Origin of the sequence: Streptomyces sp. GESEQ-4 (assembly GCF_017948455.1) — a bacterium.
Classification (GTDB): Bacteria; Actinomycetota; Actinomycetes; order Streptomycetales; family Streptomycetaceae; genus Streptomyces.
Genome location: NZ_JAFFSU010000003.1, coordinates 271,062 through 295,013, shown reverse-complemented (window position 1 = coordinate 295,013; position 23,952 = coordinate 271,062). Strand labels below are relative to the sequence as shown.

Genomic DNA, 23,952 nt, shown 5'->3' with positions numbered 1-23,952 from the left:
CCGGCGCGTCACAGCGCGCCGACCGCAGGAAAGGGATCAGACATGTCGTACCCGTACCCGGAACAGAAGTACTGGGGAGAGGACGGTGAGGTCAGCGCCGTCTTCCGGCCGGCCACCACACCGCCGGACATCGGTGAGAGCGGCACCGGGAAGGACGCCCTCCACTATCTGGCGACCACCGGCACCACACGGGGTGAGTTCGGGCTGTACCGCGTGGAGATGCGGCCCAGGGCAGGCGGCCCCAAGACCCACTACCACAAGCGGATCTCGGAGTCGTTCTACATCCTTGACGGCACGGTGCGGGTGTTCGACGGCGTGCGGTGGGTCGACGCCCGCAAGGGGGATTTCCTGCACGTGCCCCAGGGCGGGCTGCACGCTTTCCGCAACGACTCCGACGCCCCGGCCGACATGCTGCTGCTGTTCACCCCGGGCGCCCCGCGCGAGGAGTACTTCGAGCAGGTCTCCCAACTGGCGCACGCCTCCGAGGAGGAGCGTGCCGCGTTCTTCGACAGGCACGACTCGTACTTCGTGGAGTAGGAGCGGCCGTCACCAACGGAAGGGCCCCGTATCCGTGACCTCCCGGCGATGACCGGTGTCACGGGTACGGGGCCCCGCTGTGAGCGTCCGACCGTGAGGTCAGGCGGTGGGCCGCGGGGCGCGCAGGTGGACGCGCTCCTTCAGTTCCGCCTCGTCGACCAGCTCCAGCATGGGCTTGCCGGGGGCGCACATCATGGTGACGACGAACTCGGTCCGCTCGTCGGCCAGTGCGTTGCCGTCCTGGTAGTGGATGGCGTGGCCGCCCGGCTCCCAGAAAGTGCCGCCGGCCTCGATGATGCGTTCGGGCTCGCCCTCCAGCTCGAAGCGAACGGCGCCCTTGACGACATAGCCGAACGCCGGGCCGGAGTGACGGTGCGGCGGGGTGCCGGGGTCACCGGGCTCCCACTGGACGTGGATGGTCATCGCCGAGGCGCCCTCGGGAACGGTGATCGGCGAGGCGTCCTGGAGCATCGTCGCCGCGCGGGTCCAGCTGGGGCCGTCCGCGCCGCCGTCTCCGTGACCGTGGCCGTGGTGGTCGTGCTCTGAGTTCTCCGACACTGGGTCACACCTTCCGTGGTTCCACCGTGCACGGGCGACACATCGTCCGCTGACACGGTTCATGTCCGGTCGTAAGACCGCTCGATCCTTCTGACCAGGTGTCGGCCGGATCTGTGACAAGGGACGACGGTCGGTCGCGTCCGGCGCCCCCGGGAGGCGGGGCGCGGTGTCACAAGAACCGCATGCGCGCTGTCTAGGTCTGATGAGCACGGTGGCACACGACAACGTCCGCCACTGTCTGCCACCGACATCCAGCGGGTTCATGCGCCCCCTGACGGAAGAGGCCCAGATGAAAGTCGTCGTCGCAGGTGCCACCGGCCTGATCGGTTCCCGGACCGTCGTCAGGCTCCGAGACCACGGAGTGGAGGTCGTGCCGATCTCACGCGGCGAAGGAGTCGACGTCAGCACCGGGGAAGGTCTCGCCCGGGCGCTGCGCACCGCCGAGGTGCTCGTGGACGTCACCGACGCGCCCTCCCGGGACCAACAGGTCAGCATGGACTTCTTCACCACATCGACGACCAACCTCCTCAAGGCCGCCGCCGCGGCAGGCGTGGAGCACTACGTGGCGCTGTCGGTGGTGGGCGCCGACCGGGTCGGCTCGGGCTGGTTCCGGGCCAAGGCCGCGCAGGAGGACCTGGTCAGGAACACCACCATCCCGTTTTCCATGGTCCGTGCCACGCCGTTCCACGAGTCGGTGGCGGCCGCCGCCGTGGCCGGCACCCGGTCCGACGGTGTGCACGTGCCGCCCCTGCTGCTGCGGCCGGTCGCGGCGGACGACGTCGCCACGACGGTCGCCCATGTCTCCGTGGGGCTGCCGGAGTTCGGCGTGGTCGAGGCAGCCGGTCCCGAGGAGGTGCGCCTGGACGAGGCCACGGCCGCGCTGCTGGGCGCCATGGCCCGGCCCGGCCCGGTCGTGGCCGACGCGCGTGCCCCGTTCTTCGGCGCCGTGGTCGAGGAGCGGGCCCTCCTCCCCGGGCCGGACGCCCACCTGGGCCACCACACGTTCGCCCAGTGGCTCAAGAGTCGGTGAGGTGACCGGGGGGCGCCGCCTCGTCGCCCGCGCAACCCACCAGGTCGGCTGCCCACGACACCCACCGTGTCCGCGTCCGACATCGCCGGCGCTCACGCCGTGACAGGAAGGCTGCCATGAATGAACCGTCCCGGCCCACTGAGACCCCTGGGATCAGTGAGCTCGACCAGCTACCCGACCGGGACCGCGAGGAGACCGCCGAGTGGCAGGCGTCCCTCGACGCGGTAGTGCGCAACGCCGGGCCGGAACGGGCTGTGTATCTGATGCGGCGCGTGCACGAGTTCGCCGCGCGGACGGCAACGTCGCTGCCGGCGCTGCTGTTCTCGGACTACGTCAACACCGTCCCGGCCGCGGCGCAGCCGGAGTTCGACGGGGATCTGGAGTTGGAGTCCAGGATCACGGCGCTCAACCGGTGGAACGCCGCGGCGATGGTCACCCGCGGTTCCCGGCTGGGACTGGGCGGCCACATCTCCACGTACGCCTCGGCCGCCTGGCTCTACGAGATCGGGTTCAACCACTTCTTCCAGGGCAAGGACGGGGACGGCTCGGGGGACCAGCTCTTCCTGCAAGGGCACGCCTCCCCCGGCATCTACGCCCGGGTCTTCCTCGAAGGACGCCTGAGCGAGGCGCAACTGGACGCCTTCCGGCGGGAGGCGGGCGGTCAGGGCCTGCCGTCCTACCCGCACCCCCGACGGCTGCCGTGGCTGTGGGAGTTCCCGACGGTGTCCATGGGGCTCGGCCCGCTCGGCGCCATCTACCAGGCCCGCTTCAACCGCTATCTGCACGCCCGCGGTATCAAGGACACCTCGGCCTCACGAGTGTGGGCGTTCCTGGGCGACGGGGAGATGGACGAGCCGGAGTCGATGGCGGCCCTGACGCTGGCCTCCCGCGAGGGCCTGGACAACCTGACGTTCGTCGTCAACTGCAATCTGCAGCGCCTGGACGGGCCGGTACGGTCCAACTCGAAGATCGTCCAGGAGCTGGAGGCACGGTTCCGCGGCGCGGGCTGGAACGTGGTCAAGACCCTGTGGGGGGAAGCCTGGGACCCACTGCTGAGCCAGGACACCACCGGCGACCTGGTGCGCCGGCTGGGCGAGGTGCCCGACGCGCAGATGCAGACGCTCGCCGTGCGGGACGCCGCCTACATACGCAAGAACTTCTTCCAGGGTGACGCCCTGTCCGCGCTCTCCGCCTCCCTGAGCGATGCGCAGGTGGTCGAGCTGTTCGAGAACTCGCGGGGCGGACACGAGCCGTTGAAGGTGTACTCCGCCTACCGGGCCGCCGTGGAGCACCGGGACGCGCCGACGGTGGTCCTCGCCCAGACGGTGAAGGGGCACACGCTGGGCTCAGCGTTCGAGTCGCGCAACGCCAACCACCAGATGAAGAAGCTCACGATGGATCAGTTCCGGGCGATGCGCGACCTGTTGGAGCTGCCCATCCCCGACGCGGCGCTCGCCGGGGACCAGGTCCCGTTCTGGCATCCCGGGGAGAACTCGCCCGAGGCGCGATACCTGCGCGAACGCCGAGCGGCGCTGGGCGGTCCCGTGCCGCTGCGCCGGGTGACCGCCAAGCCGCTGCCGGAGCCGCCCGCCAAGCCCTTCGAGGAGTTGGAGAGGGGGTCCGGCCACCAGGAGGTCGCCACCACGATGGCGCTGGTCCGGCTGGTCAAGGACCTGATGCGCGACCCGCACAGCGGGGCCCGCTGGGTGCCGATCATCCCCGACGAGGCCCGCACCTTCGGCATGGAGTCGATGTTTCCCACGGCCGGCATCTACTCGCCGCAGGGCCAGAACTACGACCCGGTCGACGCGGACCAGTTGCTCCACTACAAGGAGAGCGCCACCGGGCAACTGCTCATCGAGGGCATCACGGAGGCCGGTTCGGTCGCCGAGTTCACCGCCGCGGCGACCTCGTACGCCACACACGGCGAGCCGATGATCCCGTTCTACATCTTCTACGCCATGTTCGGTTTCCAGCGCACCGGCGACCAGTTCTGGGCGCTCGCCGACCAGATGGGCCGCGGCTTCGTGGTCGGCGGCACGGCCGGGCGTACGACGATGACCGGTGAGGGCCTGCAGCACGGGGACGGCCACTCGCACCTGCTCGCCTCCACCAACCCCGCGGCGATCAGCTACGACCCAGCGTTCGCCTACGAGATCGCGGTGATCGTCCGCGACGGTCTGCGCCGGATGTACGGCGAGCGGCCCGAGAACGTCTTCTACTACCTGACCGTCTACAACGAGCCCAAGGTCCAGCCCGCCATGCCGGCGGTCCCCGGCATCGAGGAGGGCATCCTCCGGGGCATCTACCGGTTCCGGCCCGCCGATCCCGTCACCGACGGTCCCCGGCTGCAACTGCTGTCCTCCGGTACGGCCGTCCACTGGGCGCTGAGGGCACAGGAACTGCTCGCCTCCGACTGGCAGGTGTACGCCGACGTGTGGTCGGTGACGTCCTGGACGGAGCTGCGCCGGGACGCGATGCGTGCCGACGACGCCCGGATGCGGGGCGAGGAAGGCACACCGTTCGTCACCCGGGCCCTCGCCGGAGCGCCGGGGCCGGTGCTGGCCGTCAGCGACTGGATGCGGCAGGTACCCGACCAGATCAGCCAGTGGGTCGAACAGGACTACTACTCCCTGGGCACTGACGGTTTCGGGCTGTCCGACACCCGTGAGGACGTGCGCCGGCACTTCCGGGTGGACGCCGAGTCGATCGTGGTGACCGCGCTGGACCGGCTGGCCCGAGCCGGGCAGATCCCGCCGGCGACCGTCGCTCGGGCCCGCGCACATTACGGCCTCGACCGATGAGTGCCGGCGTGCCGCGACCGACCCCGCATGCTCCGGGCCGCATGCCGCAATCCGTGGACAACAGGTTCGGGGGGCACTCACGCCCTGCCGATCCATGAGGAGTTGAACGACATCATGACGGTTTCCGTGACCCTGCCGGCCCTCGGCGAGTCAGTCACCGAGGGCATCGTGACCCGCTGGCTGAAGCAGGTCGGCGAACGAGTCGAGGCCGACGAGCCCTTGTTGGAGGTCTCCACCGACAAGGTCGACACCGAGATCCCCTCCCCCGCGGCCGGCGTCCTGCTGGAGATCACCGTCGCCGAGGACGAGACCGTCGAGATCGGCGCCCGCCTCGGCGTCATCGGCACGCCGGACGCCGTCCCGGCGGCCACACCGACACCGACGCCTGCTCCGGCACCGGCCCCGGCGGCCATGGCGCCAACGCCCGCCCCGGCACCCACGCCTGCACCCGCACCTACGCCCGCGCCCGCAGTCCCGGCACCCGCCGCACCGGCCCCCGCACCTATGCCCGCACCGGCGCCTGCGCCTGCACCGGCGGCTGCCGCATCCACCCTTCGCGGTCGGACGGTCCCGATGACTCGCATCCGCAAGGCCATCGGGAACAACCTGAAGAAGGCCCTGCAGGAGCAGGCGCAACTGACGAGCACGGTCGAGGCCGACGTCACGTGGCTGATGCGGCTGCGGAATCGGGCCAAGGACGGTTTCCTGGCCCGCGAGGGCCTGAAGCTCTCCCCCCTGCCCTTCTTCATCATGGCCGCCGCCCAGGCGCTGAAGGCCCACCCGGTCGTCAACTCCAGGATCAACGAGGCCGAGGGGACCATCACCTACTTCGACACCGAGAACATCGGTATCGCGGTCGACACGGAGAACGGCCTGATGACCCCGGTCATCAAGAACGCCGGTGACCTGACGGTCGCCGGGCTCGCCCGGGCCGTCCACGACCTGGCCGAGCGGGCCCGCGGTGGTCACCTCACCCCCGACGACGTGTCGGGCGCGACGTTCACGATCTCCAACACCGGTTCGCGCGGTGCCCTGTTCGACACCGTCATCGTGCCCCCGAACCAGGCCGCGATCCTGGGCGTAGGGGCCACGGTCAGGCGGCCCGCAATAGTGCGCGACGGCGACGACGAGGTCATCGGCATCCGGGACCTGGTGCACCTGTCGCTGTCCTACGACCACAGGCTGGTGGACGGGGCCGACGCGGCCCGTTATCTGACCGCGGTCAGGGCGATCCTGGAGTCCGGGTCCTTCGAGGACGCTGTGTAGTTCCCGCGTCTGGGCGCGGAAAAGGGCCGGTGCGAGCGGACGCTCGCACCGGCCCTTCGTCGTCTCCGCCCGCGGCACGGCCGGGCGTCAGGGTCGACGGACCGACAGCCTGCCCGCCAGATCGTGGACCTGTATCGAGACGGTGACGGCGCCGCCGTCCTCCCTCCGCCCCACAGGGGCGGGTACGTGGCGCAGGATGGCGTCGATCCGTTCGTCGCCGGCGAGGAAGAACCCGTAGAGCGTCTCCCAGCCGCCGGTCAGCGCGTGGTGCCCCAAGTGGCGCAGTAGGCGGGTACCGAGTCCGCGGCCCTGCCAGGAGTCCTCGACGAGGAGTGCTGCCTCCACGCCCGTACGGTCCGGCAGCAAGTGGCCGACGGCGACGACACGACCGATGGTGTCCCGCGCGGCCAGATGCACCGAGCCGGGGCGGGACAGCAGAGTGGGCAGGTAGGTCCGGGGGTCGGCCATGGCCCGGTGGTAGCGGCTCCACACGGACTGCGGTGAGCAGCGGCGGTGCATCGCCACGTGCTGGGCGAGGTCGCCGAGTCCTGTCGGGGTGATGCGCGGTTCGCGGCGCATGAGTACGTCCTTGCGCGGCCGGGCCGGGGCCGGTACGTGTCCGTGCGCGGGCGGTCCGGCGGTCGGTTGAGCGGGGTCGGTTCCGTTGACCGGCCGGACCGGTCGGGTGTGCCCTCCCGGATGCCGGTCGAGGGCCGGCGGTACACCGCCGGCCCTCGATCTCTGGGTGCGGGGTCAGCGCACCGAGCGAGCGGCTTCCTCGATGACCTCGGTCACCGTGCCGGGCCGCGAGACGCTCACCGCGTGGGAGGCGCGGACCTCCGTGGTGTGGGCGCCGGCTCGCTCCGCCATGAACTCCTGAACGGCGGGCGGGATGTTGCGGTCACCCGTGGCCACGAGCACCCAGGACGGGATGGTCTTCCAGGCCGGTTCGGCCGCGCCCTCGGCGAGCGCCGCCTCGGTGATCGGTCGCTGCGTAATGGCCATCAACTCGGTCTTGTTGCGAGGCACATCGGCCGCGAACTGAGGGCGGAACTTGTCGTTCTGGATGTAGAGGTCGGTGCCTTGCGAACCGTCGGCGTTCGTGATCGGCACAGGGCGCAGCGCGGCCCCCAGGGTGCTGCCGGGGAACTTTCCCGCCAGGTCGCCGGCGCTCTCACCCTGCTCCGGGAGGAAGGCGGCGAGGTAGACCAGCGCCTTGACGTTCTCGTTGCCGGTGGCGGCGTTGCTGATCACCGAACCGCCGTAGGAGTGACCCGCCAGCACGATGGGCCCGTCGATGTCGGCCAGGGTGTTCTCGAGGTAGGCCGAGTCGCCGCTCAGGGAGCGCAGCGGGTTGGCGACGGCGACGACCGGATAGCCGTCGTGCCGGAGCCTGCTGATGACGCCGTTCCAGCTCGTGGAGTCGGCGAACGCACCGTGGACCAGGACGACGGTGGGCTTGGGCTCCTGGTCGGGAGTCCCCTTGTCGGCGGAGGCCGGGGCGATCGTGGTGGCGAGCAGACCGGCGGCGATGCCGGCGCCGGCCAGCGCGGTGAGCGCACTGCGGGCCCTGCTGGTACGGGGATTACGGATCATGTCGAGTGCCTTTCGGGCGGTGAAGGTGCGCGCTGAAAGCGGTGAACCGCGGGTGCACGGGGTGAGGCGATGTGGGCGGTGCCGGTCGCACCGGCCACACGTTGTGTCGCCTTTCGTTCCTTAAGACCGGGGAACTGCGGAAGGTGTGACATGTCGCGATGTCAGGTTCCGCCAGGCGTGCACCGGTCAGGACCGGTGTCGGCCGGTGATCTCCTTGTACTCGGCCCGCGTGGGCTTGGAGACCTGTGTGCCGGTGCCGTAGAGGGCACGGCTGAGCCCGGCGCGCAGCCGCTGGGTACGGGTCGGCACGGCACCGTCCGTGTTCCGCACTGCTACGGCTGTCAGGGGCCGGTACTGCTCATGAGCGGTCAGCGTGTGCAGTCGAGCCGGGGCGAGGGGCTCATGGATCTCCACGTAGCCGCCGTCCGGAAGGCGTTTGATGACACCGCTCTCACGGCCGTGCAACACCTTGTCGCGGTCCCGGCATTGCAGGCCCAGTGCCAACCGTTTGGTGACGACGAAGGCCATGACCGGGACGGCGAACAGGCCGATGCGCACGGTCCAGGTCACCGCGTTGACGGACAGGTCCAGCCGGGTGGCGATGATGTCGTTGGCGGCTCCCACGAGAGCCACGGCGTACACGCTGAGCCAGGCCACGCCCAGGGCGGTCCGCACCGGGCGGTTGCGCGGACGGTCCAGCAGGTGGTGATCGCGGTCGTCGTCCGTGACCCAGGCCTCCAGGAACGGATAGGCGCCCATCGCCAGGAAGAGCAGCACGCCGACCAGCAGGGGCAGGAAGTTGTCCAGGGCCAGGGTGTGACCCCAGAAGTCGATCTCCCAGCCCGGCATGACGCGCAGCAGGCCGTCGGCGACGCCCATGTACCAGTCGGGCTGGGATCCGGCGGAGACCTGGTCGGGGCGGAAGGGGCCGTACTTCCACACGGGATTGATCTGCGCGACGGCGGCCATGAAGAAGATCACGCCGGACACGAAGCAGAAGTAGGCGGTGGCCTTGACGGCGTACACCTTGAGCGGGAGGCCGACGACATTGCTGTTGGTGCGGCCGGGGCCGGGGTACTGGGTGTGCCGCTGGCGTACGGCCAGGGCCACGTGGCCGACGATCAACGCGACCATCAGCGCGGGGATGACGAGGACGTGCAGGACGTTGAAGCGGGCGATCAGGTCGTTGCCGGGGAACTCGCCGCCGAAGAGGAAGAAGGACAGATAGGTTCCGACGACCGGGATGGACAGAAGGGTGCCGTTCACGACCTGCAGCCCGGTTCCGGACAACAGGTCGTCGGGAAGGTCGTAGCCGGTCAGTCCCGCGAATATCGCCAAGGTGAGCAGCAGGAAACCGAATATCCAGTTCAGCTCCCGCGGTTTGCGGAACGCGCCCGTGAAGAAGACCCGCATCATGTGCGCGAACACGGCGGCCACGAAGACCAGGGCTGCCCAGTGGTGCGCCTGGCGGATGAGCAGACCGCCGCGGACGTCGAAGGAGATGTGCAGGGTCGAGTCGAATGCCTCCGACACCAACTGCCCCCGCAACGGGGCATAGCCGCCCTGGTAGACCACGAGTTCGGAGGAGGGGTGGAAGTAGAAGCTCAGATAGACGCCGGTGACGAGCAGGATGACGAAGGTGTAGAGCGCGATCTCGCCAAGCAGGAACGACCAGTGTTCAGGGAAGACCAGGCGCCGTGCGGAACGGAGGACACGGCGGCAGCCGAGTCTGCCCTCCGCCCATTGGGCCACCCTCTCCCCCGTGCGCCCCTGCTCCGGCTCGGCCGGCCGGCTGTCGTTGCTCATCTCTTCACCACTCATCTCTGCGTCACCCGACGCTCACCGCACGCCCGCGCCGCAGTCCCGGCCGCGAGGCCCGTTCGGCGTGCATACGGCGCGGTCAGGCCGACTCGTCCACGACTGTGCCGTTCGGGCATGATTCGTGAACTTCTGTCGACACCTTGACCGGTGAGACGGCTGGGGTGTGACACCGGCGGCCCGGCCCGAGGTCAGCGGGATCAGTGGGATCAGCAGGATCAGCGGGTCACGATGTTCTCGAGCTCCTCGCCGGCGACGAATCGGGCCAACTGGCGTCGGATGAGCGCTTCGAGGCGCGGCCACAGGGAGGGGGTGAATGCTCCGACGTGCGGGGTGATGAGCACGCCCGGTGTCGTCCAGAGCGGATGTGCCTGCGGCAGCGGCTCAGGGTCGGTCACGTCGAGCGCGGCCCGCAACCGACCGGTGTGTGCCTCCTTCAGCAGGGCGTCGGTGTCGACGACGGCTCCTCGGGACACGTTGACGAGCAGGGCACCGTCCTTCATGCGGGCCAGCAGGCCCGCGTCGAAGAGCTGACGGGTCTGCGGGGTGAGCGGGATGGACAGCACGACGACGTCCGCGTCCGCGAGGAGGTCGGGCAGCCGGGTCACGGAGTGCACCGGCCCCCGGCGCGAGTCCCGTTCCTCACTCGCGACGCGGATCACCGCGCAACCGAAGGGCGCCAGGAGGTCCTCCACCGCGGACCCGACGGCGCCATAGCCGACGATGAGCACGGACCGGCCGTACAGGGAGGGGGCGAACTGCGGGCTCCACGCCCCGCGGTCCTGGGCGCGGAGTGCCTCCGGTATGCCCCGCAGCGAGGCGAGGATCAGGGTCAGGGCGAGCTCCGCCGTGCTCGGCGCGGGGACTCCTCGCGCGTTGCAGAGCGTCACCGGGCGAGGGAGCCGGTCCAGAGCCGCCCGCAGTTCGTCGGTCCCCGAGCTGAGTGCCTGGACCACGCGCAGACGTGTCATCCGGTTCAGCGGCCGGCTGATGATGTCGATGTCCTGGGTCAGCGGCGGGGCGTAGAACTCGACCTTCGCGGGGTCCGAGGGGAAGTCCGAACGGCCGTCCCAGCGGGCGTAGTCGAGTCCGGGCGGCAGGTCGGCCAGATCGGCGAAGTGGGCGGGCAGCCATACCTGGGGGGAGTTCGCGCTCATGTCGACGGGGCTCTGCTTTCACTCCGGGTTCGTGGGCCGGAAACACCCGGCACCCAGGCCGGCGCACGGCCGGTCCGGCTCCGAGGCCGGACCAAGAGAACTGACTGCACATGTCATTCATCTGTGACAGCACACGCCCGTGACAGCGGTCACTTCCGCGAGACACCGGCCGGTCGTCGCAGGCGACCCGCCTGTCACACGCTCGGCCCACACACTGTCTTGCTGACATGCACCCTGTTGTCAGCACTGAAGCACCGCCCACCCGGCCGTACCAGGACTCCTATGCCGTCACCGCCGAGTTCTACGACATCTTGCAGGCCGACCAGGACGAGACCCGCGTCCGTCATCTCTACGGCGGTGAGGTCGCGAAGGCCCGTCTCGGGGTGCTGGACATCGGTGCCGGGACCGGGCGGGTCACCCTGATGAGCCTGGCCGAGTCCCGGGTCGAGCTGCACGCGGTCGAGCCCGCACGGGCCATGCGCACATCGCTGCTGACCCGCCTCGCCGTCCTGCCCGCGCCCCAGCGGGAGCGGGTGACCGTGCACCCGTACACGCTGGACCGGGCGGGTCTGTACGCGGTCGCGGACGTGGCCGTGTGCCACAACACGGTCGCCTCTCTCCCCCCGGCCGCGCGGGACGTGCTCTGGCCCGCGGTCCGGGCGGCCCTGGTCCCCGGGGGTGCGCTGTTCCTGCAGCTCCCGCCCGCCGTGCTGCCCGCCCGTGACGTCGTACGCCTCCTGCCGGAGAAGCGGGTGGGCGGGCATGTGTACGGGGGGCGCATGACGATGTCGACCACCGGATATCGCATCCGCAACCGCGTCGAATACTGGGTGCGCGGTGCCCAAGGTGTGCTGCAGCAGCACACGGAGACGTTCTGGATGTGGCCCGCCTCGCGCGCTCGCCTCATCGCCGACCTCGAACGGCACGGGTTCGTCCCGCTGCCGGGCCACGACGATCCCCGCGTCCTGGCCGTTACGCGGCCGAACCACACCTGAACCGGCCGCCGGAACGGGCCGGAGACGCCACTGTGACCGCCCCGGCACGCCCGCACAGCGATGTCACAAACAGTGTCGCCGACCGGTCTGATGGATGACCGGACCACACGACTCGGTGTGTGCGCCTCACAAACTGGGACGGGATCTCATGTCGCCTGGGAATACGTTCGTCATCGTCGGGGGCGGCCTGGCCGCGGGCAAGACCGCGGAGGAACTGCGCAAGCACGGCCACGACGGGCCGCTCCTCGTCATCGGTGACGAGCGGGAACGGCCCTACATTCGACCGCCGCTGTCCAAGGGCTATCTGCTGGGCAAGGAGGACCGCGAGTCCCTTCACGTGCACCCCGAGGGCTGGTACCGCGAACACGACGTCGAGCTGCTCCTGGGCACCACCGTGACCTCCGTCGACGCGCATGCCGCGGAGGTCACGCTGGACGACGGCCGTCGTGTGCCCTACGCCAAGCTGCTCCTGGCGACGGGTTCCGCCCCGCGCCGTCTGGCGGTACCCGGCGCGGACCTGGAGAACGTGCTGTATCTGCGGCGCGTCGGTGACAGTGAGCGGCTGAAGGCCGCGTTCACCGAGGGTGCCCGGATTGTGGTGGTCGGCGGGGGCTGGATCGGTCTGGAGACTGCCGCCGCGGCCCGGGCCGCGGGAGCGGACGTGACCGTTCTCGAACGTGGCGAACTGCCGTTGCTGAAGGTGCTGGGCCGGGAAGCGGCCGAGGTCTTCGCCCGTCTGCACCAGGACCACGGGGTGGACCTGCGTCCCCACGCCCGTGTCGAGCGGATCACCGGAACCGGGGGCCGCGTCGACGGCGTGCAACTCGCCGACGGGGTTCACCTGCCCGCGGACGCCGTCGTGGTGGGCGTGGGCATCACCCCCAACGTCCGCCTCGCCGAGCAGGCGGGCCTCGAGGTGCGCGACGGCATCGTGACGGACGAGCGGCTGCGGACCTCCGCGGCCGGCATCCACGCCGCCGGTGACGTCGCCAACGCCTACCACCCGCGGCTCGGCCGGCACCTGCGCGTCGAGCACTGGACGCGGCGGCGGACGCCGGCAACCGCTGGATCTTCCCGGAACTCGCCGAACAAGGGCTCCGGCCCTGGAACGGCGTCCGGTGGGTGGCCGTCGCCAACTCGCCGGCCCCGTCCCACGCCGTGTCCGCCGAGGCCGGCTTCGAACAGGCGGTGCAGTCCATGCTGCGGCACCGGGCCTACCTCAAAGCCCTGACCGACGAGGAACCCGAGACGTATGTGCGCCGCTTCCTGGCCGACAGCACCGGCCTCCACAGCGCGCGGTTCACCGGCGGTCGCGCCGTCGCCTTCGAACTGTTCAGCCGATGACGGACGCCCGCCAACCCGTGCCTCACACGGCAGCCCCGTCATCCGCACGGGGCCGCACCGAGAAGGGACCACTGATGACGTACGAGTTCCCCGCCGTTCTGGACGCCGGGCCGTCCGACGGCGTCGATCCGGACGAGTTCGTACGAGCGGCCATGCGCTGGCACTTCGACCCGGCGACCGGCTCCCGCTACTGGCTCGACCGGGCCGAGCGGCTCGCCTTCGATCCGCGACGGGACGTCAAGAGCGTGGCCGACTTGTCGCTCTTCCCGGACCTTACCGACGAGCTGCGGCACGTACCGGTGGCGGACCTGATCCCCCGGGGCTACGGCAGCGACGCCCGGCTGATCAACGTCTTCGACAGCGGCGGGACGACCGGGGCGCCCAAGCGGGTCGTCCAGCTCGACGACTGGATGCGGCACAGCACTGAGCAGGTCGACCGGCGTCTGCGAGAGCACGGCCTCCCGCTCGGCGCCCAGTGGCTGACCGTGGCGCCGACCGGTCCGCACCTGGTGGGCGACGTACTGCAACGGGCGGCGGCGTCGCTCGGCGGCCCGGGCCTGAGCATCGACATGGACCCCCGCTGGGTGAAGAAGCTGATCGCCGCGGGCCGCAGCGACGAGGTCGAGTCCTACACCGACCATCTCGTCGAACAGTGCCGCCGGATCCTGCTGACCCAGGACGTCGGGGTACTGGCCGCCACCACTGCGCTGCTGGAACGCTTCGCCCGCGAGGACGACCTCCTGGAGCGGATCAACGGTTCCGTCCGGGCGATCCTCTGGGGCGGCACCCACATGGACCCCGACACCCGGCACCTGCTGGCAACGGAGGTCTTTCCCGATGTACCGCTCATCGGCATGTACGGCAACACCATGATGCTCACCGCACTGCTCGAACGCCCCGGACTCGACGCCTCGCAGCCCTGCGTCTTCGACCCGGTGTCGCCGTACGTGTTCCTGTCGGTCGTCGACCCCGCCACCGGGGAACGCGTCGAGGTGGGTGAGCGCGGCCAGGTGATCGTCAGTCACGTCAGCAAGTCCATGCTCATCCCCAACAACGCGGAACGCGACACGGCGGTCCGTGTGCGGCCGGCCGGCGACCACGCGGGCGACGCCGTCGCGGACGTGGCGCCCGTGGCCACGGTGAAGGGCGAGACCGTGATCGAGGGCGTGTACTGATGACGGTCGTGAAGGCCGAGACGGTCGAGAAGTCCGACGAGCCGGTGTACCTGGACGCGCTGGGCCCGGGCTGCCCTTACCGGACGCGCGTGCCGAGCAGCGTGACGGACGTGTCCGGTACCGAGGTGGCGCGACTGAGCCTGGTACCGCCGGTCTACGTCGACCGGGCCCTGGCCGCGCTGCGCAAGGCCGAGGCCGTACCGACGGCCGGCATGGACACCCTCCTGGAGGCGGCCGCCGAGGAGTTCGCCACCGGCACCATCGGCGGGCTGGGCGTCCGCGAGTACGAGCACCTGGTGAGCCGCACCTCCGGCAGCCCGCTGACGGTGGTGCGCACCGCGACACGGGACACCGCGAGATTCGTCAGCCTGGCCCGTTCGTCGGCCGACCGGGGCAGGCCGCGCGGGGCGGCCCGGGACAGTAGGGATCCGGCCCTCGGCTCCGGGCACGCCGTATGGGCCCGCAGGGGCGAGGTGTTCGCTGTCAACGCCTCCGGCAACCATCCCGGTGTCCACCGGTTGTGGCTGGAGGCGCTGACGCTGGGCTACCGCGTCGCCGTACGTCCGTCCCGGCGGGAGCCGTTCACTCCGCACCGCCTGGTCGGAGCCCTGCACCGGGCGGGCGTCCGGGAGGACCAGCTCGTGCTGCTGCCCACGGACCATCAGGCCGCCGGGGCGTTGATCCGAGGTGCCGACCGCGCGGTGGTGTACGGCGGTGACGACGTGGTCGCCCGGTACGCGCACGATGCCCGCGTGCTGCCGCAGGGGCCTGGCCGGACCAAGATCCTCGTCACCGCGGACACGGACTGGCGGGAGTACCTCGACACCATCGTCGATTCCGTCGCCGACGAGGGCGGTACCGCGTGCGTCAACGCCACCGCCGTCCTCGTCGAAGGCGATCCGGCGCTGCTCGCCGAGGCCGTCGCGGACCGCCTGTCCCGGCTGCCCGGTCTGCCGCCCCAGGACACCCGGGCGGTACTCCCGGTGTACCCGCTGGACCGGGCCCGCGCCCTCGACTCCTATCTCCAGAAGGTGGCGGCGGGGACCCGCGCCTGGCTCGGCGGTGACGGCGTCGTCGACGACCTCGGGGATGGAAGTGCCGTACTGCGTCCGGCAGTCCACCAGGTCGACCACGCGGGAGCCCCGCAACTGCGGGCCGAACTCCCCTTTCCCTGCGTGTGGATCGCGCCGTGGAACCGCTCGGACGGAATCGCTCCGCTGCGCGAGACCCTCGTCCTCTCGGTCCTCTCGCGCGACCACGCCCTGCTGGCCACCCTGCTGGCGGAACCCACCATCGCCAATGTGTACGCCGGTGACCGGCCGACCCATTGGATGGCTCCGGGCGTGCCGCACGACAGTTACCTGTCGGACTTCCTGATGCGCAGCAAGGCCGTCGTCGGCTTCGAGTGAACGGCGGTCAGTGGGGCAGGACCAGCATCACGGCCGTCCCCAACGCCATCGCCCCGTCGCGGACGTGCCCGTACGGGTCCGCCGCGGCGGCGCGGTGCGCGGTGCCCGCGGCGGTCCGCAGCGCGGGCATGGGGCGCATCAACGACCGTACGGCGAAGCCGAGGAGACAGACCGTCAGAGCGGTGGTGACCAGGGCGGCCGTCATCGACGCGCCGGCCGCGGGGCCGTGGGGCGTCCGCGACATCCAGGCCATCGCCGCCATGCCCGCGGCCGGAGGCAGCCGCCCGGCGATCGCCGCCACCGTGCCCGTCGCACGGCGGTACAGCGCGGTCAGCGGGAACCACAGCGTCGCCGCCGCACAGAGCACCACCGTGGTCCGGCCGGTCAGCGACCGGCCGAGGCTCCAGGGCATGATCGCCATGGCCGCCGCCATGGCGAAGTGCAGCAGGTGATCCACCCGGTCGAGGCTGTCCGCTCCCGGTGCCCGGACCCCGCGCCGCAGCACATGCAGGGCCACGAGAACGAAGAGCAGCGTCAGCATGCAGTGCACGATGTGGAGTGCTGGCGTCTTGTCCGGCACTGGGTGCGCCTCCTGGTCCATGACGTTCTCAGTCCTGACCAGGTGTGCGATCGATCCGTGACAGCGACGACGGTTGTCCGGGAGTGACAGGGCGACACGGTGTGCCAATGTGGCGGCTGTGGGGTGGTGGGACGGTGGGACGACCATCCGCCGTCGTGTCCGTCCCCGGCCGCTTATAGCATGGGGCGCACGAGGCCAGAAGGGATGACCCATGGACGCTGGCGCCCAACCCGGCACCCTGGACCAAGCGACGAAGGACTTCCTTTCGGCGCGCTCACGGCTTTTCGGCATCGCGTACCGAGTCCTGGGCAGCGCGGTGGAGGCCGAGGACATCGTGCAGGAGACCTGGCTTCGATGGCAGAACACCGACCGTGCGAAGGTCAATGAGCCGCTCGCCTTCCTGACCACGGTCGCCACGAGGCTGGCGATCAACCTGGCCCAGTCCGCGCGGGTACGCCGGGAGTCCTACGTCGGGCCCTGGCTTCCGGAGCCCGTCGACACGGCGCAGGATCCGCAGTTGGGTGCGGAGCGGGCCGAAGCCCTGGAAATGGCGGTGCTGCTCCTGCTGGAGAGGCTGAATCCCCTGGAGCGAACCGCCTATGTGCTCCGGGAGGCATTCGACTACCCCTACGGACGGGTCGCCGAGATCCTGGAGATCACCGAGGCCAACGCCCGTCAGCTCGTGAGCCGCGGGCGCAAGCACCTGGCTGCCGAGCGCAAGGAGCGCGTCACTCCGGCGGCCCATCGGCGGCTGCTGGAGGTCTTCCTCTCCGCGGCGCGGACGGGCGACCTGTCGGTACTGGAGGACGTGCTCACCGCCGATGTCGTCAGCTACTCGGACGGCAACGGAATCCGCAGCGCGTCCAAGGTCCCGGTCGTCGGACGGGCCCATGTCTCTCGGTACCTCGTGGCCTTCGCTCCGCGTTTCTGGCCGCAGTCCGAGATCCGGTGGGTCGAGGCGAACGGCCGGTCGGCCGTGCTGGTCTCGTCCGGCGGGGAGGCGGTCGCCCTGCTGACCGCCGACATCTCGGCGAACGGCATCGAGCGGATCATGTGGGTGATGAACCCGGACAAGCTGAAGCCGTTCGTGGCCTCGCTGCGGGACTGACCGGGCGTCACAGTTACGGCTGCTTGTCGGTCATTCAGTAGTCCCGGACCTCTGCCGGGACTGCGCACTTCGACGACAACGGAGTCATGCCGTGACCGAGCGGATCCCCTTGCCCACCCTGTCGGCCGAGAAGGACTACGACGGAGAGGAGTTCTCGCCCATCTACACGACCACCGTGACCGTCCACGGCGGTGTGGCCTCACATGGACGGGCCTCCGGCCGGGCCCGCTCGTCCGACGGCGCCCTCGACCTCGACCTGCGGATGCCGGCCGAGCTGGGCGGTGACGGCCGGGGAACCAACCCCGAGCAGCTCTTCGCGGCGGGTTTCGCGGCATGCTTCCACGGCGCGCTGAGCCTGCTGGCACGTCAGGAAGGCCTCGATCCCGCGGCGATCTCCGTCGAGGCGACCGTCGCCTTCGGGCGTGACCCGGAGGACGGCGGCTATCTGCTGCACGTCGACCTGGTGGTGCGGTGGCCCGGAGTCGCTCCCGAGACGGCCGACGGCCTGATACAGAAGGCCGACGCGTTGTGTCCGTACGCGCGCATGGCCTGGCGGGGAACGCCGACCACCATCACGCTGGCCCCCTGACCGGCACGCCCGGCGGACCTCGCGGTCAGGACGGGAACCACAGGTTCGCGTCGGCGGCTTCTTCCTTGCGGGCGGTGAAGACGGAGATCTCCTTCTTGCTCGTACTCTGCGGCGGCAGTGCCGCGACGAGAGGGTGATCGCCCACCGTGTCACGCGGTCGGCGGGGCTCCGGAGCCGCCGCGGTGAAGTACTCGGCGTTGACGGCAAGGTAGTGCGTCCCAGTCCGGCGGCAGGTCGTCCTCGTAGAAGATGGCCTCCACGGGGCAGACGGGTTCGCACGCGTGGCAGTCGACGCACTCCTCGGGGTTGATGTAGAGCGTGCGCGATGACGTACGCCATCCCTCCTCCTCGAACGTCGAACACGTCCGGCTGGTCTGTCTGACCAGGGACACCGTCACGTTGTGACACGCGTTCTGCCGCTGTCACAAACCGCGGCCTGACCTGGTCCTAGTCAGTGACCACCCATTGCGACGGGAGCAATCGTGCCTATCACCGAACGACAAATTTCCACCACGGTGCTGGTGATCGGTACCGGCGGTGCCGGCCTTCGGGCCGCGATCGAACTGGCCGAGGCCGGTGTCGACGTCGTCGCCGTCGGCAAGCGTCCCAAGGAGGACACCCACACGTCCCTGGCCGCCGGGGGCATCAACGCGGCTCTGGCCACGATGGATCCCGAGGACTCCTGGCAGCAGCATGCCGCGGACACGCTCAAGGAGAGTTACCTCCTCGGCGACCCCCGTACGGCCGAGATCGTCACCCAGGGGGCGGCCCTGGGCATCGACGACCTGGAGCGGTACGGCATGGAGTTCGCCCGCGAGGGGGACGGCCGTATCTCCCAGCGCTTCTTCGGCGCCCACAAGTTCCGCCGCACCGCGTTCGCCGGTGACTACACCGGCCTGGAGATCCAGCGCACCCTCATCCGGCGGGCGAGCCAGCTCGACATACCCATGCTCGACACCGTGTACATCACACGGCTGCTGGTCCACGAAGGTGCCGTCTTCGGGGCCTACGGCTTCGACCTGAACAACGGCACCGGCTACCTCGTCCACGCGGACGCCGTCATCCTCGCGGCCGGCGGGCACACGCGCATCTGGCGCCGTACCTCCTCCCGGCGGGACGAGAACACCGGCGACTCCTTCCGCCTGGCGGTCGAGGCCGGGGCCCGCCTGCGCGACCCCGAGCTGGTGCAGTTCCACCCGTCCGGGATCATCGAACCGGAGAACGCCGCCGGCACCCTGGTCAGCGAGGCCGCCCGCGGCGAGGGCGGCATCCTGCGCAACGCCCTCGGCGAGCGGTACATGAACCGCTACGACCCCGAGCGCATGGAACTGTCCACCCGCGACCGCGTGGCCCTCGCCTCCTACACCGAGATCAAGGAAGGCCGCGGCACCCCCAACGGCGGGGTCTGGCTCGACGTCTCCCATCTGCCCCGTCAGACGATCATGAACCGGCTGCCCCGGGTCTACCAGACGCTCCTCGAACTACAGATGCTCGACATCACCCGTGAACCCATCGAGGTCGCCCCCACGGCGCACTACTCGATGGGGGGCGTCTGGGTCCGTCCGGAGGACCACAGCACCGACGTGCGCGGTCTGTACGCCATCGGCGAGGCGGCCAGCGGACTGCACGGCGCCAACCGGCTGGGGGGCAACAGCCTGATCGAACTCCTCGTCTACGGCCGTATCACCGGTCGGGCGGCCGCCGCCTACTCCGAGTCGCTCACCGCGCAGCCCCGGTCCGCGACCGCCGTGGCCCAGGCGCGCGCCGAAGTCGAGGAACTGCTCGCCGCCGACGGACCCGAGAACGTCCGCGCGCTCCAGCGCGCGATCCGCAACACGATGACCGAGCACGCCGGCGTCGTCCGCGACGAAGAGGGTCTGCGCAGCGGGCTGGCGGAACTGGACGCCATCGAGAAACGCATGCAGAACGTAGGGGTGCACCCCGACATCGCCGGCTTCCAGGACCTCGCCCACGCCTTCGACCTGAAGTCGGCCGCCCTCGCGGCCCGCGCCACCCTCGAAGCGGCGCTGGAACGCCGGGAGACCCGCGGGTGTCACAACCGCAGTGACTTCCCAGACATGGACCCCGCCCTCCGCGTGAACCTCGTCTGGTCCCCGACGACGGGGATCACCCGCGAGAGCATCCCCGCCATTCCGGACGAGATCGCGTCCCTCATGGCGGAAGTCTCCACCGACGGAAAGCTCGTCGAATAGCGGCTCTCCGGCGGAGAGAAACGCTTCACGCACAGCTCCCGTGTCACAGAAAACGTTCGCACTCGGTCATTCCCAGTGCGGACGACACCGCACATCTCGAAAGGATCGTCACCATGAAGGTTGTAGTCATCGGCGGTACCGGACTGATCGGCTCGAAGCTGGTGGCCAAGCTCAATGAGCACGGTCACGAGGCGGTACCGGCCGCCCCGAACACCGGCGTCAACACGCTCACGGGCGAGGGCCTTGCCGAGGTCCTGACCGGTGCGTCGGTCGTGATCGACGTCTCCAACTCGCCGTCCTTCGAGGACGACGCCGTGATGGAGTTCTTCCGGACCTCGACCACCAATCTCCTCAAGGCGGAGGCGGACGCGGGCGTGACCCACCACGTGGCGCTCTCCGTGGTCGGCACGGAGCGGCTGCAGGAGAGCGGCTACTTCCGCGCCAAGCAGGCGCAGGAGACCCTGATCAAGGAGTCCGGCGTCCCCTACTCCATCGTTCACGCCACACAGTTCTTCGAGTTCATGAAGGGCATCGCCGAGGCGGCGACCGAGGGTGACACCGTCCGGCTGGCCCCGGTCAAGATCCGTCCCGTCTTCTCCGACGACGTGGCCGCCGCGGTCGGCCGCACCGCGGTCGGCGGCCCCGTCAACGGGGTCGTGGAGATCGCCGGCCCCGACGAGTTCCAGCTCGACGAGCTGATCCGCAAGGGCCTGGCCGCCAAGAAGGACCCTCGCAAGGTCGTGGCCGACGTGCACGCCCCGTACTTCGGTGCGGAGCTGAAGGAGACCACGCTGCTCCCCGGTCCGGGCGCGAACATCGGCGCGACCCGGTTCGCCGACTGGCTCGCCCAGCAGAGCTGAGTCGGCGTGTGGCGGGCCCCTCAAGGGCCCGCCGGCCAGATGGATGGGGCCTGTCGTCCGCACCGCGGCACGACGGGCCCCTCTGCACCTCCGGCACAGACAGCAACCGCTCCTGGGGAGGCTCCGCATCAAGGACGTCGAACTGCCTCTGACCGTCGACATCACCTTCGGTGGGGCCGGCAGCGACGCCTTCCGCAACCAGGCGTCCTCGTCGGTGACAAGGTGACCCTGACCCCGCCCACCCACATCCGTCATGGGCCCTGCTTTCAGGCGGCCCTCTTCACGGCCTGCTCGCGCACCGGCCGCCGTCGCATGGCACGGCGCTCCCCTTCCGTGGTTCCTCCCCAGATCCCCTCGACCGGGCCCATCTCGACGGCCCAGGCCAGACACTGCCGCGTTACGGGGCAATGGCGGCAGACGGATTTGGCCTCGTCCGCCTGCAGCGTCGCCGGACCGCTGTTGATACTGCCGATGGGGAAGAAGAGGTCAGGGTCCTCGCTCAGGCAGAGTCCCCTTACGCGCCAATCCATGGAATGCCTCCTGTGCGGGGAACGGCGAAAAGCGCGTGCCGCGCATTACCGCTTTCCACTTGAAAGACCGAACTGTCGGCGCGTGTGTGACATCCGGCCCGTAACGGCGCCCGCCACCGCAAGGCCCGCTCCGAAAAAACTCGCCGCGAAAGTGTCACGAAGCATCCGCGCCCGCGGTCACTTCGGGCGGAGGCGAGCGCAGTGCCCTGCCAGATCCCTCAGTACGCCGGGCCGCCACCGCGGCGGTCCTCGACAGAGAGGCCGATCGCCTTCGCCGACACACCCGTGACACAGAAACGGAGACTGAAGGATCATGCATCCAGAGGCACCCCCCGCGGACAGTGACCTGAGCGAAGCCGTTTCTGTCTTCGTGGAACTCCGGCCACGCCTCTTCGGCATCGCCTATCGCTTGCTGGGCAGTGCGGTGGAGGCCGAGGACGTCGTCCAGGAGGTGTGGCTGCGTTGGCAGCGCACCGACCGCGCGATCGTGGTCAGCCCCGTCGCGTTCCTGTCCACCACCACCACACGGCTGGCCCTCAACGTGGCTCAGTCGGCCCGGCTGCGCCGCGAGAGCTACATCGGTCCGTGGCTGCCCGAGCCCGTCGACACCAGCAACGACCCGGAGGTCGGCGCCGAACGGGCCGAAGCACTCGAACTCGCCCTGCTGCTGGTGCTGGAGAAACTCCCGCCGACCGAGCGCGCCGCGTACGTGCTGAGAGAAGCCTTCGACTACGACTATCCCGAGATCGCGCGCATCCTGGGGCTCAGCCCCGTCAACGTGCGGAAGATCGTGAGCCGGGCGCGCAAGCACCTCACCGACGACCAGCGGGACAGCGTCGACGCCGGCGAGCACCGCAGGCTGCTCGAAGCCTTCGTCGGCGCCGCCCAGCGGGGCGACGTCGGCACGCTGGAGGAGCTGCTGACGCCGAACGCGGTCAGCCTGTCCGACGGGAATGGCATCCGGGGAGCGGCTCGGATCCCCGTCCTGGGCCGTTCCCGCGTGGCGAATCTGTCCACCGCGAACCGACGCTTCTGGCCGACGGTCGAGGCCGAACCGGTAGAGGCCAACGGACGCAGCGGCATCCTGCTCCACAGGGACGGCCGGCCCGCTACCTTCATGACGATCGCCGCCACACACCGTGGCATCCACCAGGTGATGTGGGTCTTCAACCCGGCCAAGATCGCCGCGTTCCTGGACTCCCGTTCCCGTGTCCACCGCGCTGTCGTCAGCGAGGTCTGAGTTCGCCCCGGTTGTCACAGCGCTCCTCACTGTCCGGTCAATGCGGTGTCGACGGCTTGCGTCGATGTCCGCCCGAGTCCCGCAGTGGAGGAGCAGGAACATGGACGTGCGTGAAGCTCGTGAAACAGGCTTCCCAGAAACGGTGGTGGCTCGCACGCATCGGATGCCCGATCCCGCTGCCGCCGCCGCGGCCCTGGCGGCGGAGGCCGCTTTGCTCGAAGGACGGCTGAGCCTGCTCCGAGAGGCGATCGAAACAGTGGACGCCCGTATCCACGCGGTCTCCGAGACTCTGCGGCGGCTGAAGCTCTCCGTCGCAGGGCCCCACGACAACGAGGCGCCCGCGGGCCGGGAAGGCGGCGCCCGCCTCCACCATTCGACGCCGGGCCGTGTCTGACGGAGAGCGTGGACCGTCGCGGTGGACGCGGTGCGGGCCGCCGTTCCCACCGGCCGCGCTCTCCGGTCGGCGGGGGTCTTGATCGATGCCCGGTATCATGCCCCCGATGCCGGGCCGGGTGACGGAGCCCGCACATCGGGCGGCCCCTCCGGAACAAGGGGTGAGGACGAGAGGAACGCATGGTCTCCGTGACCCCCACGGCCCGCAACATCGAGATCACCGCCGAGGGCCTCCAGGAGGACCTGGTCCGCCTGGAGATGCAGAAGCAGGCGCTGGAGAGGGAACTGGCGGCGGTCACCGCGCACTTCGGCTCCGTACAGCGGGCCCTCGGCGCCCTTCAGGCCCTCATGCCGGGGGCCGCTGCGTCGTCCACGGCACACCGTTCCGTGGCCGCGGATGCGGAGGCGCCGGTGACGGTGGCATCGGTGCCCACGCAGCCCGCGCCGGTCGCGGACCCGGCCGAGGAGGGTGCCGCGAGCCGGGCGACGGCCGACCGCGCCGACAGTGACACCGACGGTGTGAGGACGTACGGCAAACTCACCGAACAGATCCTGGCCTACTTCGCGCAAGCCGGCGATGTCGACGTCCGGGCCCGGGATGTGGCCGCCGCCCTCGGCCGTGCCACCGACAGTGGCAGCATCAATGCCATCCGGAGCACGCTCGACCGTCTCGTCGGCTCCTCGCGCGTACGCCGGGTCGGCCGCGGTCTGTACCGCGCGACCAAGCCCTGAGCAACGCCTGGCAGTTAC

Annotated in this window: 23 protein-coding genes and 1 pseudogene; 16 read left to right on the top strand and 8 right to left on the bottom strand. The window is 70.2% G+C overall.

From position 1 onward, the window contains the following. Window positions 1-42 precede the first annotated feature (42 nt). Window positions 43-537: a cupin domain-containing protein gene (locus KCH48_RS09550; RefSeq protein WP_210572009.1), complete on the top strand. Its 495-nt coding sequence runs from the start codon at window positions 43-45 to the stop codon at window positions 535-537. A gap of 99 nt (window positions 538-636) precedes the next feature. Here KCH48_RS09550 and KCH48_RS09545 read toward each other — a convergent pair whose 3' ends face one another. Further along, window positions 637-1,095: a cupin domain-containing protein gene (locus KCH48_RS09545; protein ID WP_210572006.1), complete on the bottom strand. Its 459-nt coding sequence runs from the start codon at window positions 1,093-1,095 to the stop codon at window positions 637-639. 289 nt (window positions 1,096-1,384) lie between these two features. Between KCH48_RS09545 and KCH48_RS09540 the strand changes: the two genes are divergently transcribed. From KCH48_RS09540 to KCH48_RS09530, 3 genes are all read left to right on the top strand, one after another. After that, entirely contained in the window at window positions 1,385-2,125 is a 741-nt protein-coding gene (locus KCH48_RS09540) for an SDR family oxidoreductase (RefSeq protein ID WP_210572263.1), read from the top strand. Window positions 2,126-2,241: 116 nt separating this feature from the next. After that, window positions 2,242-4,929 carry a pyruvate dehydrogenase (acetyl-transferring), homodimeric type gene (aceE, locus tag KCH48_RS09535; protein WP_210572005.1) on the top strand — a complete coding sequence of 896 codons (2,688 nt, stop codon included), beginning with the start codon at window positions 2,242-2,244 and terminating at the stop codon, window positions 4,927-4,929. 114 nt (window positions 4,930-5,043) lie between these two features. Beyond that, window positions 5,044-6,195 carry a 2-oxo acid dehydrogenase subunit E2 gene (locus KCH48_RS09530; protein ID WP_210572004.1) on the top strand — a complete coding sequence of 384 codons (1,152 nt, stop codon included), beginning with the start codon at window positions 5,044-5,046 and terminating at the stop codon, window positions 6,193-6,195. A gap of 87 nt (window positions 6,196-6,282) precedes the next feature. On the opposite strand, the gene KCH48_RS09525 is transcribed toward KCH48_RS09530, so the two are convergent. The 4 genes from KCH48_RS09525 to KCH48_RS09510 form a co-directional block, all read right to left on the bottom strand. Further along, on the bottom strand, window positions 6,283-6,774 hold the full coding sequence (locus KCH48_RS09525) for a GNAT family N-acetyltransferase (RefSeq protein ID WP_210572003.1): 492 nt from the start codon (window positions 6,772-6,774) through the stop codon (window positions 6,283-6,285). A gap of 174 nt (window positions 6,775-6,948) precedes the next feature. Next, window positions 6,949-7,791 (bottom strand): alpha/beta fold hydrolase, encoded by an 843-nt coding sequence (locus KCH48_RS09520; RefSeq protein ID WP_210572002.1) that lies wholly within the window; start codon window positions 7,789-7,791, stop codon window positions 6,949-6,951. 186 nt (window positions 7,792-7,977) lie between these two features. Continuing rightward, on the bottom strand, window positions 7,978-9,597 hold the full coding sequence (locus KCH48_RS09515; RefSeq protein ID WP_210572001.1) for a ubiquinol-cytochrome c reductase cytochrome b subunit: 1,620 nt from the start codon (window positions 9,595-9,597) through the stop codon (window positions 7,978-7,980). A 230-nt stretch (window positions 9,598-9,827) separates the two neighbouring features. Further along, window positions 9,828-10,766 (bottom strand): 2-hydroxyacid dehydrogenase, encoded by a 939-nt coding sequence (locus tag KCH48_RS09510; RefSeq protein WP_210572000.1) that lies wholly within the window; start codon window positions 10,764-10,766, stop codon window positions 9,828-9,830. A 227-nt stretch (window positions 10,767-10,993) separates the two neighbouring features. Between KCH48_RS09510 and KCH48_RS09505 the strand changes: the two genes are divergently transcribed. The 5 genes from KCH48_RS09505 (at window position 10,994) to KCH48_RS09485 (ending at window position 15,689) form a co-directional block, all read left to right on the top strand. Then, complete coding sequence (locus KCH48_RS09505) at window positions 10,994-11,761, top strand: class I SAM-dependent methyltransferase (RefSeq protein ID WP_210571998.1); 768 nt, start codon at window positions 10,994-10,996, stop codon at window positions 11,759-11,761. A 148-nt stretch (window positions 11,762-11,909) separates the two neighbouring features. Beyond that, entirely contained in the window at window positions 11,910-12,992 is a 1,083-nt protein-coding gene (locus KCH48_RS09500) for an NAD(P)/FAD-dependent oxidoreductase (protein ID WP_246885045.1), read from the top strand. Next, complete coding sequence (locus tag KCH48_RS42145) at window positions 12,959-13,105, top strand: hypothetical protein (protein ID WP_246885044.1); 147 nt, start codon at window positions 12,959-12,961, stop codon at window positions 13,103-13,105. Before KCH48_RS09500 ends, KCH48_RS42145 begins: the two co-directional genes overlap by 34 nt. Window positions 13,106-13,179: 74 nt before the next feature. Next, a complete protein-coding gene (locus KCH48_RS09490; protein WP_210571997.1) occupies window positions 13,180-14,280 on the top strand; it encodes a phenazine antibiotic biosynthesis protein in 1,101 nt (366 codons plus the stop codon). Beyond that, window positions 14,280-15,689, top strand: coding sequence for an aldehyde dehydrogenase family protein (locus tag KCH48_RS09485; RefSeq protein WP_210571996.1), 1,410 nt, complete (start codon window positions 14,280-14,282; stop codon window positions 15,687-15,689). The genes KCH48_RS09490 and KCH48_RS09485 overlap by 1 nt, the downstream gene beginning before the upstream one ends. 7 nt (window positions 15,690-15,696) lie before the next feature. Here KCH48_RS09485 and KCH48_RS09480 read toward each other — a convergent pair whose 3' ends face one another. Beyond that, on the bottom strand, window positions 15,697-16,230 hold the full coding sequence (locus KCH48_RS09480; protein ID WP_246885043.1) for a DUF5134 domain-containing protein: 534 nt from the start codon (window positions 16,228-16,230) through the stop codon (window positions 15,697-15,699). Between the two features lie 250 nt (window positions 16,231-16,480). Here KCH48_RS09480 and KCH48_RS09475 point away from each other — a divergent pair, with 250 nt between their 5' ends. Beyond that, the gene (locus KCH48_RS09475) at window positions 16,481-17,377 is read left to right on the top strand and encodes an RNA polymerase sigma-70 factor (RefSeq protein WP_210571989.1); all 897 of its coding nucleotides are present in this window, start codon (window positions 16,481-16,483) and stop codon (window positions 17,375-17,377) included. Between the two features lie 91 nt (window positions 17,378-17,468). Further along, window positions 17,469-17,966, top strand: coding sequence for an Ohr family peroxiredoxin (locus KCH48_RS09470; RefSeq protein WP_210571988.1), 498 nt, complete (start codon window positions 17,469-17,471; stop codon window positions 17,964-17,966). Between the two features lie 223 nt (window positions 17,967-18,189). Here the strand turns inward: KCH48_RS09470 and KCH48_RS43180 are convergent. Continuing rightward, window positions 18,190-18,292 (bottom strand): annotated as a pseudogene (locus KCH48_RS43180) (ferredoxin family protein); the annotation flags it as partial. Window positions 18,293-18,448: 156 nt separating this feature from the next. Between KCH48_RS43180 and KCH48_RS09460 the strand changes: the two are divergent. Next, window positions 18,449-20,179, top strand: coding sequence for an L-aspartate oxidase (locus tag KCH48_RS09460; RefSeq protein ID WP_210571985.1), 1,731 nt, complete (start codon window positions 18,449-18,451; stop codon window positions 20,177-20,179). A 113-nt stretch (window positions 20,180-20,292) separates the two neighbouring features. Continuing rightward, window positions 20,293-21,039 carry an SDR family oxidoreductase gene (locus KCH48_RS09455; protein WP_210571984.1) on the top strand — a complete coding sequence of 249 codons (747 nt, stop codon included), beginning with the start codon at window positions 20,293-20,295 and terminating at the stop codon, window positions 21,037-21,039. A gap of 266 nt (window positions 21,040-21,305) precedes the next feature. Here the strand turns inward: KCH48_RS09455 and KCH48_RS09450 are convergent, their stop codons facing one another. Continuing rightward, complete coding sequence (locus KCH48_RS09450) at window positions 21,306-21,569, bottom strand: WhiB family transcriptional regulator (protein ID WP_210571983.1); 264 nt, start codon at window positions 21,567-21,569, stop codon at window positions 21,306-21,308. Window positions 21,570-21,882: 313 nt separating this feature from the next. Between KCH48_RS09450 and KCH48_RS09445 the strand changes: the two genes are divergently transcribed. From KCH48_RS09445 to KCH48_RS09435, 3 genes are all read left to right on the top strand, one after another. Further along, the gene (locus KCH48_RS09445; protein ID WP_210571982.1) at window positions 21,883-22,809 is read left to right on the top strand and encodes an RNA polymerase sigma-70 factor; all 927 of its coding nucleotides are present in this window, start codon (window positions 21,883-21,885) and stop codon (window positions 22,807-22,809) included. A 145-nt stretch (window positions 22,810-22,954) separates the two neighbouring features. Next, complete coding sequence (locus KCH48_RS09440; protein ID WP_307840847.1) at window positions 22,955-23,203, top strand: hypothetical protein; 249 nt, start codon at window positions 22,955-22,957, stop codon at window positions 23,201-23,203. A 179-nt stretch (window positions 23,204-23,382) separates the two neighbouring features. Next, window positions 23,383-23,934, top strand: a complete 552-nt coding sequence (locus KCH48_RS09435) for a hypothetical protein (protein ID WP_210571981.1) — start codon at window positions 23,383-23,385, stop codon at window positions 23,932-23,934. The last annotated feature ends 18 nt before the right edge of the window (window positions 23,935-23,952 follow it).

What these genes read in the sequence shown, in the direction of transcription:
- KCH48_RS09500 (WP_246885045.1), top strand. Translation starts at nt 11,910, where the DNA reads ATGTCGCCTGGGAATACGTTCGTCATCGTCGGGGGCGGCCTGGCCGCG.
- KCH48_RS09515 (WP_210572001.1), bottom strand. Translation starts at nt 9,597, where the DNA reads ATGAGCAACGACAGCCGGCCGGCCGAGCCGGAGCAGGGGCGCACGGGG.
- KCH48_RS09520 (WP_210572002.1), bottom strand. Translation starts at nt 7,791, where the DNA reads ATGATCCGTAATCCCCGTACCAGCAGGGCCCGCAGTGCGCTCACCGCG.
- KCH48_RS09455 (WP_210571984.1), top strand. Translation starts at nt 20,293, where the DNA reads ATGAAGGTTGTAGTCATCGGCGGTACCGGACTGATCGGCTCGAAGCTG.
- KCH48_RS09450 (WP_210571983.1), bottom strand. Translation starts at nt 21,569, where the DNA reads ATGGATTGGCGCGTAAGGGGACTCTGCCTGAGCGAGGACCCTGACCTC.
- KCH48_RS09550 (WP_210572009.1), top strand. Translation starts at nt 43, where the DNA reads ATGTCGTACCCGTACCCGGAACAGAAGTACTGGGGAGAGGACGGTGAG.
- KCH48_RS09510 (WP_210572000.1), bottom strand. Translation starts at nt 10,766, where the DNA reads ATGAGCGCGAACTCCCCCCAGGTATGGCTGCCCGCCCACTTCGCCGAT.
- KCH48_RS09485 (WP_210571996.1), top strand. Translation starts at nt 14,280, where the DNA reads ATGACGGTCGTGAAGGCCGAGACGGTCGAGAAGTCCGACGAGCCGGTG.
- aceE (WP_210572005.1), top strand. Translation starts at nt 2,242, where the DNA reads ATGAATGAACCGTCCCGGCCCACTGAGACCCCTGGGATCAGTGAGCTC.
- KCH48_RS09530 (WP_210572004.1), top strand. Translation starts at nt 5,044, where the DNA reads ATGACGGTTTCCGTGACCCTGCCGGCCCTCGGCGAGTCAGTCACCGAG.
- KCH48_RS09480 (WP_246885043.1), bottom strand. Translation starts at nt 16,230, where the DNA reads ATGCTGACGCTGCTCTTCGTTCTCGTGGCCCTGCATGTGCTGCGGCGC.
- KCH48_RS42145 (WP_246885044.1), top strand. Translation starts at nt 12,959, where the DNA reads ATGCTGCGGCACCGGGCCTACCTCAAAGCCCTGACCGACGAGGAACCC.
- KCH48_RS09505 (WP_210571998.1), top strand. Translation starts at nt 10,994, where the DNA reads ATGCACCCTGTTGTCAGCACTGAAGCACCGCCCACCCGGCCGTACCAG.
- KCH48_RS09435 (WP_210571981.1), top strand. Translation starts at nt 23,383, where the DNA reads ATGGTCTCCGTGACCCCCACGGCCCGCAACATCGAGATCACCGCCGAG.
- KCH48_RS09525 (WP_210572003.1), bottom strand. Translation starts at nt 6,774, where the DNA reads ATGCGCCGCGAACCGCGCATCACCCCGACAGGACTCGGCGACCTCGCC.
- KCH48_RS09540 (WP_210572263.1), top strand. Translation starts at nt 1,385, where the DNA reads ATGAAAGTCGTCGTCGCAGGTGCCACCGGCCTGATCGGTTCCCGGACC.
- KCH48_RS09475 (WP_210571989.1), top strand. Translation starts at nt 16,481, where the DNA reads ATGGACGCTGGCGCCCAACCCGGCACCCTGGACCAAGCGACGAAGGAC.
- KCH48_RS09445 (WP_210571982.1), top strand. Translation starts at nt 21,883, where the DNA reads ATGCATCCAGAGGCACCCCCCGCGGACAGTGACCTGAGCGAAGCCGTT.
- KCH48_RS09490 (WP_210571997.1), top strand. Translation starts at nt 13,180, where the DNA reads ATGACGTACGAGTTCCCCGCCGTTCTGGACGCCGGGCCGTCCGACGGC.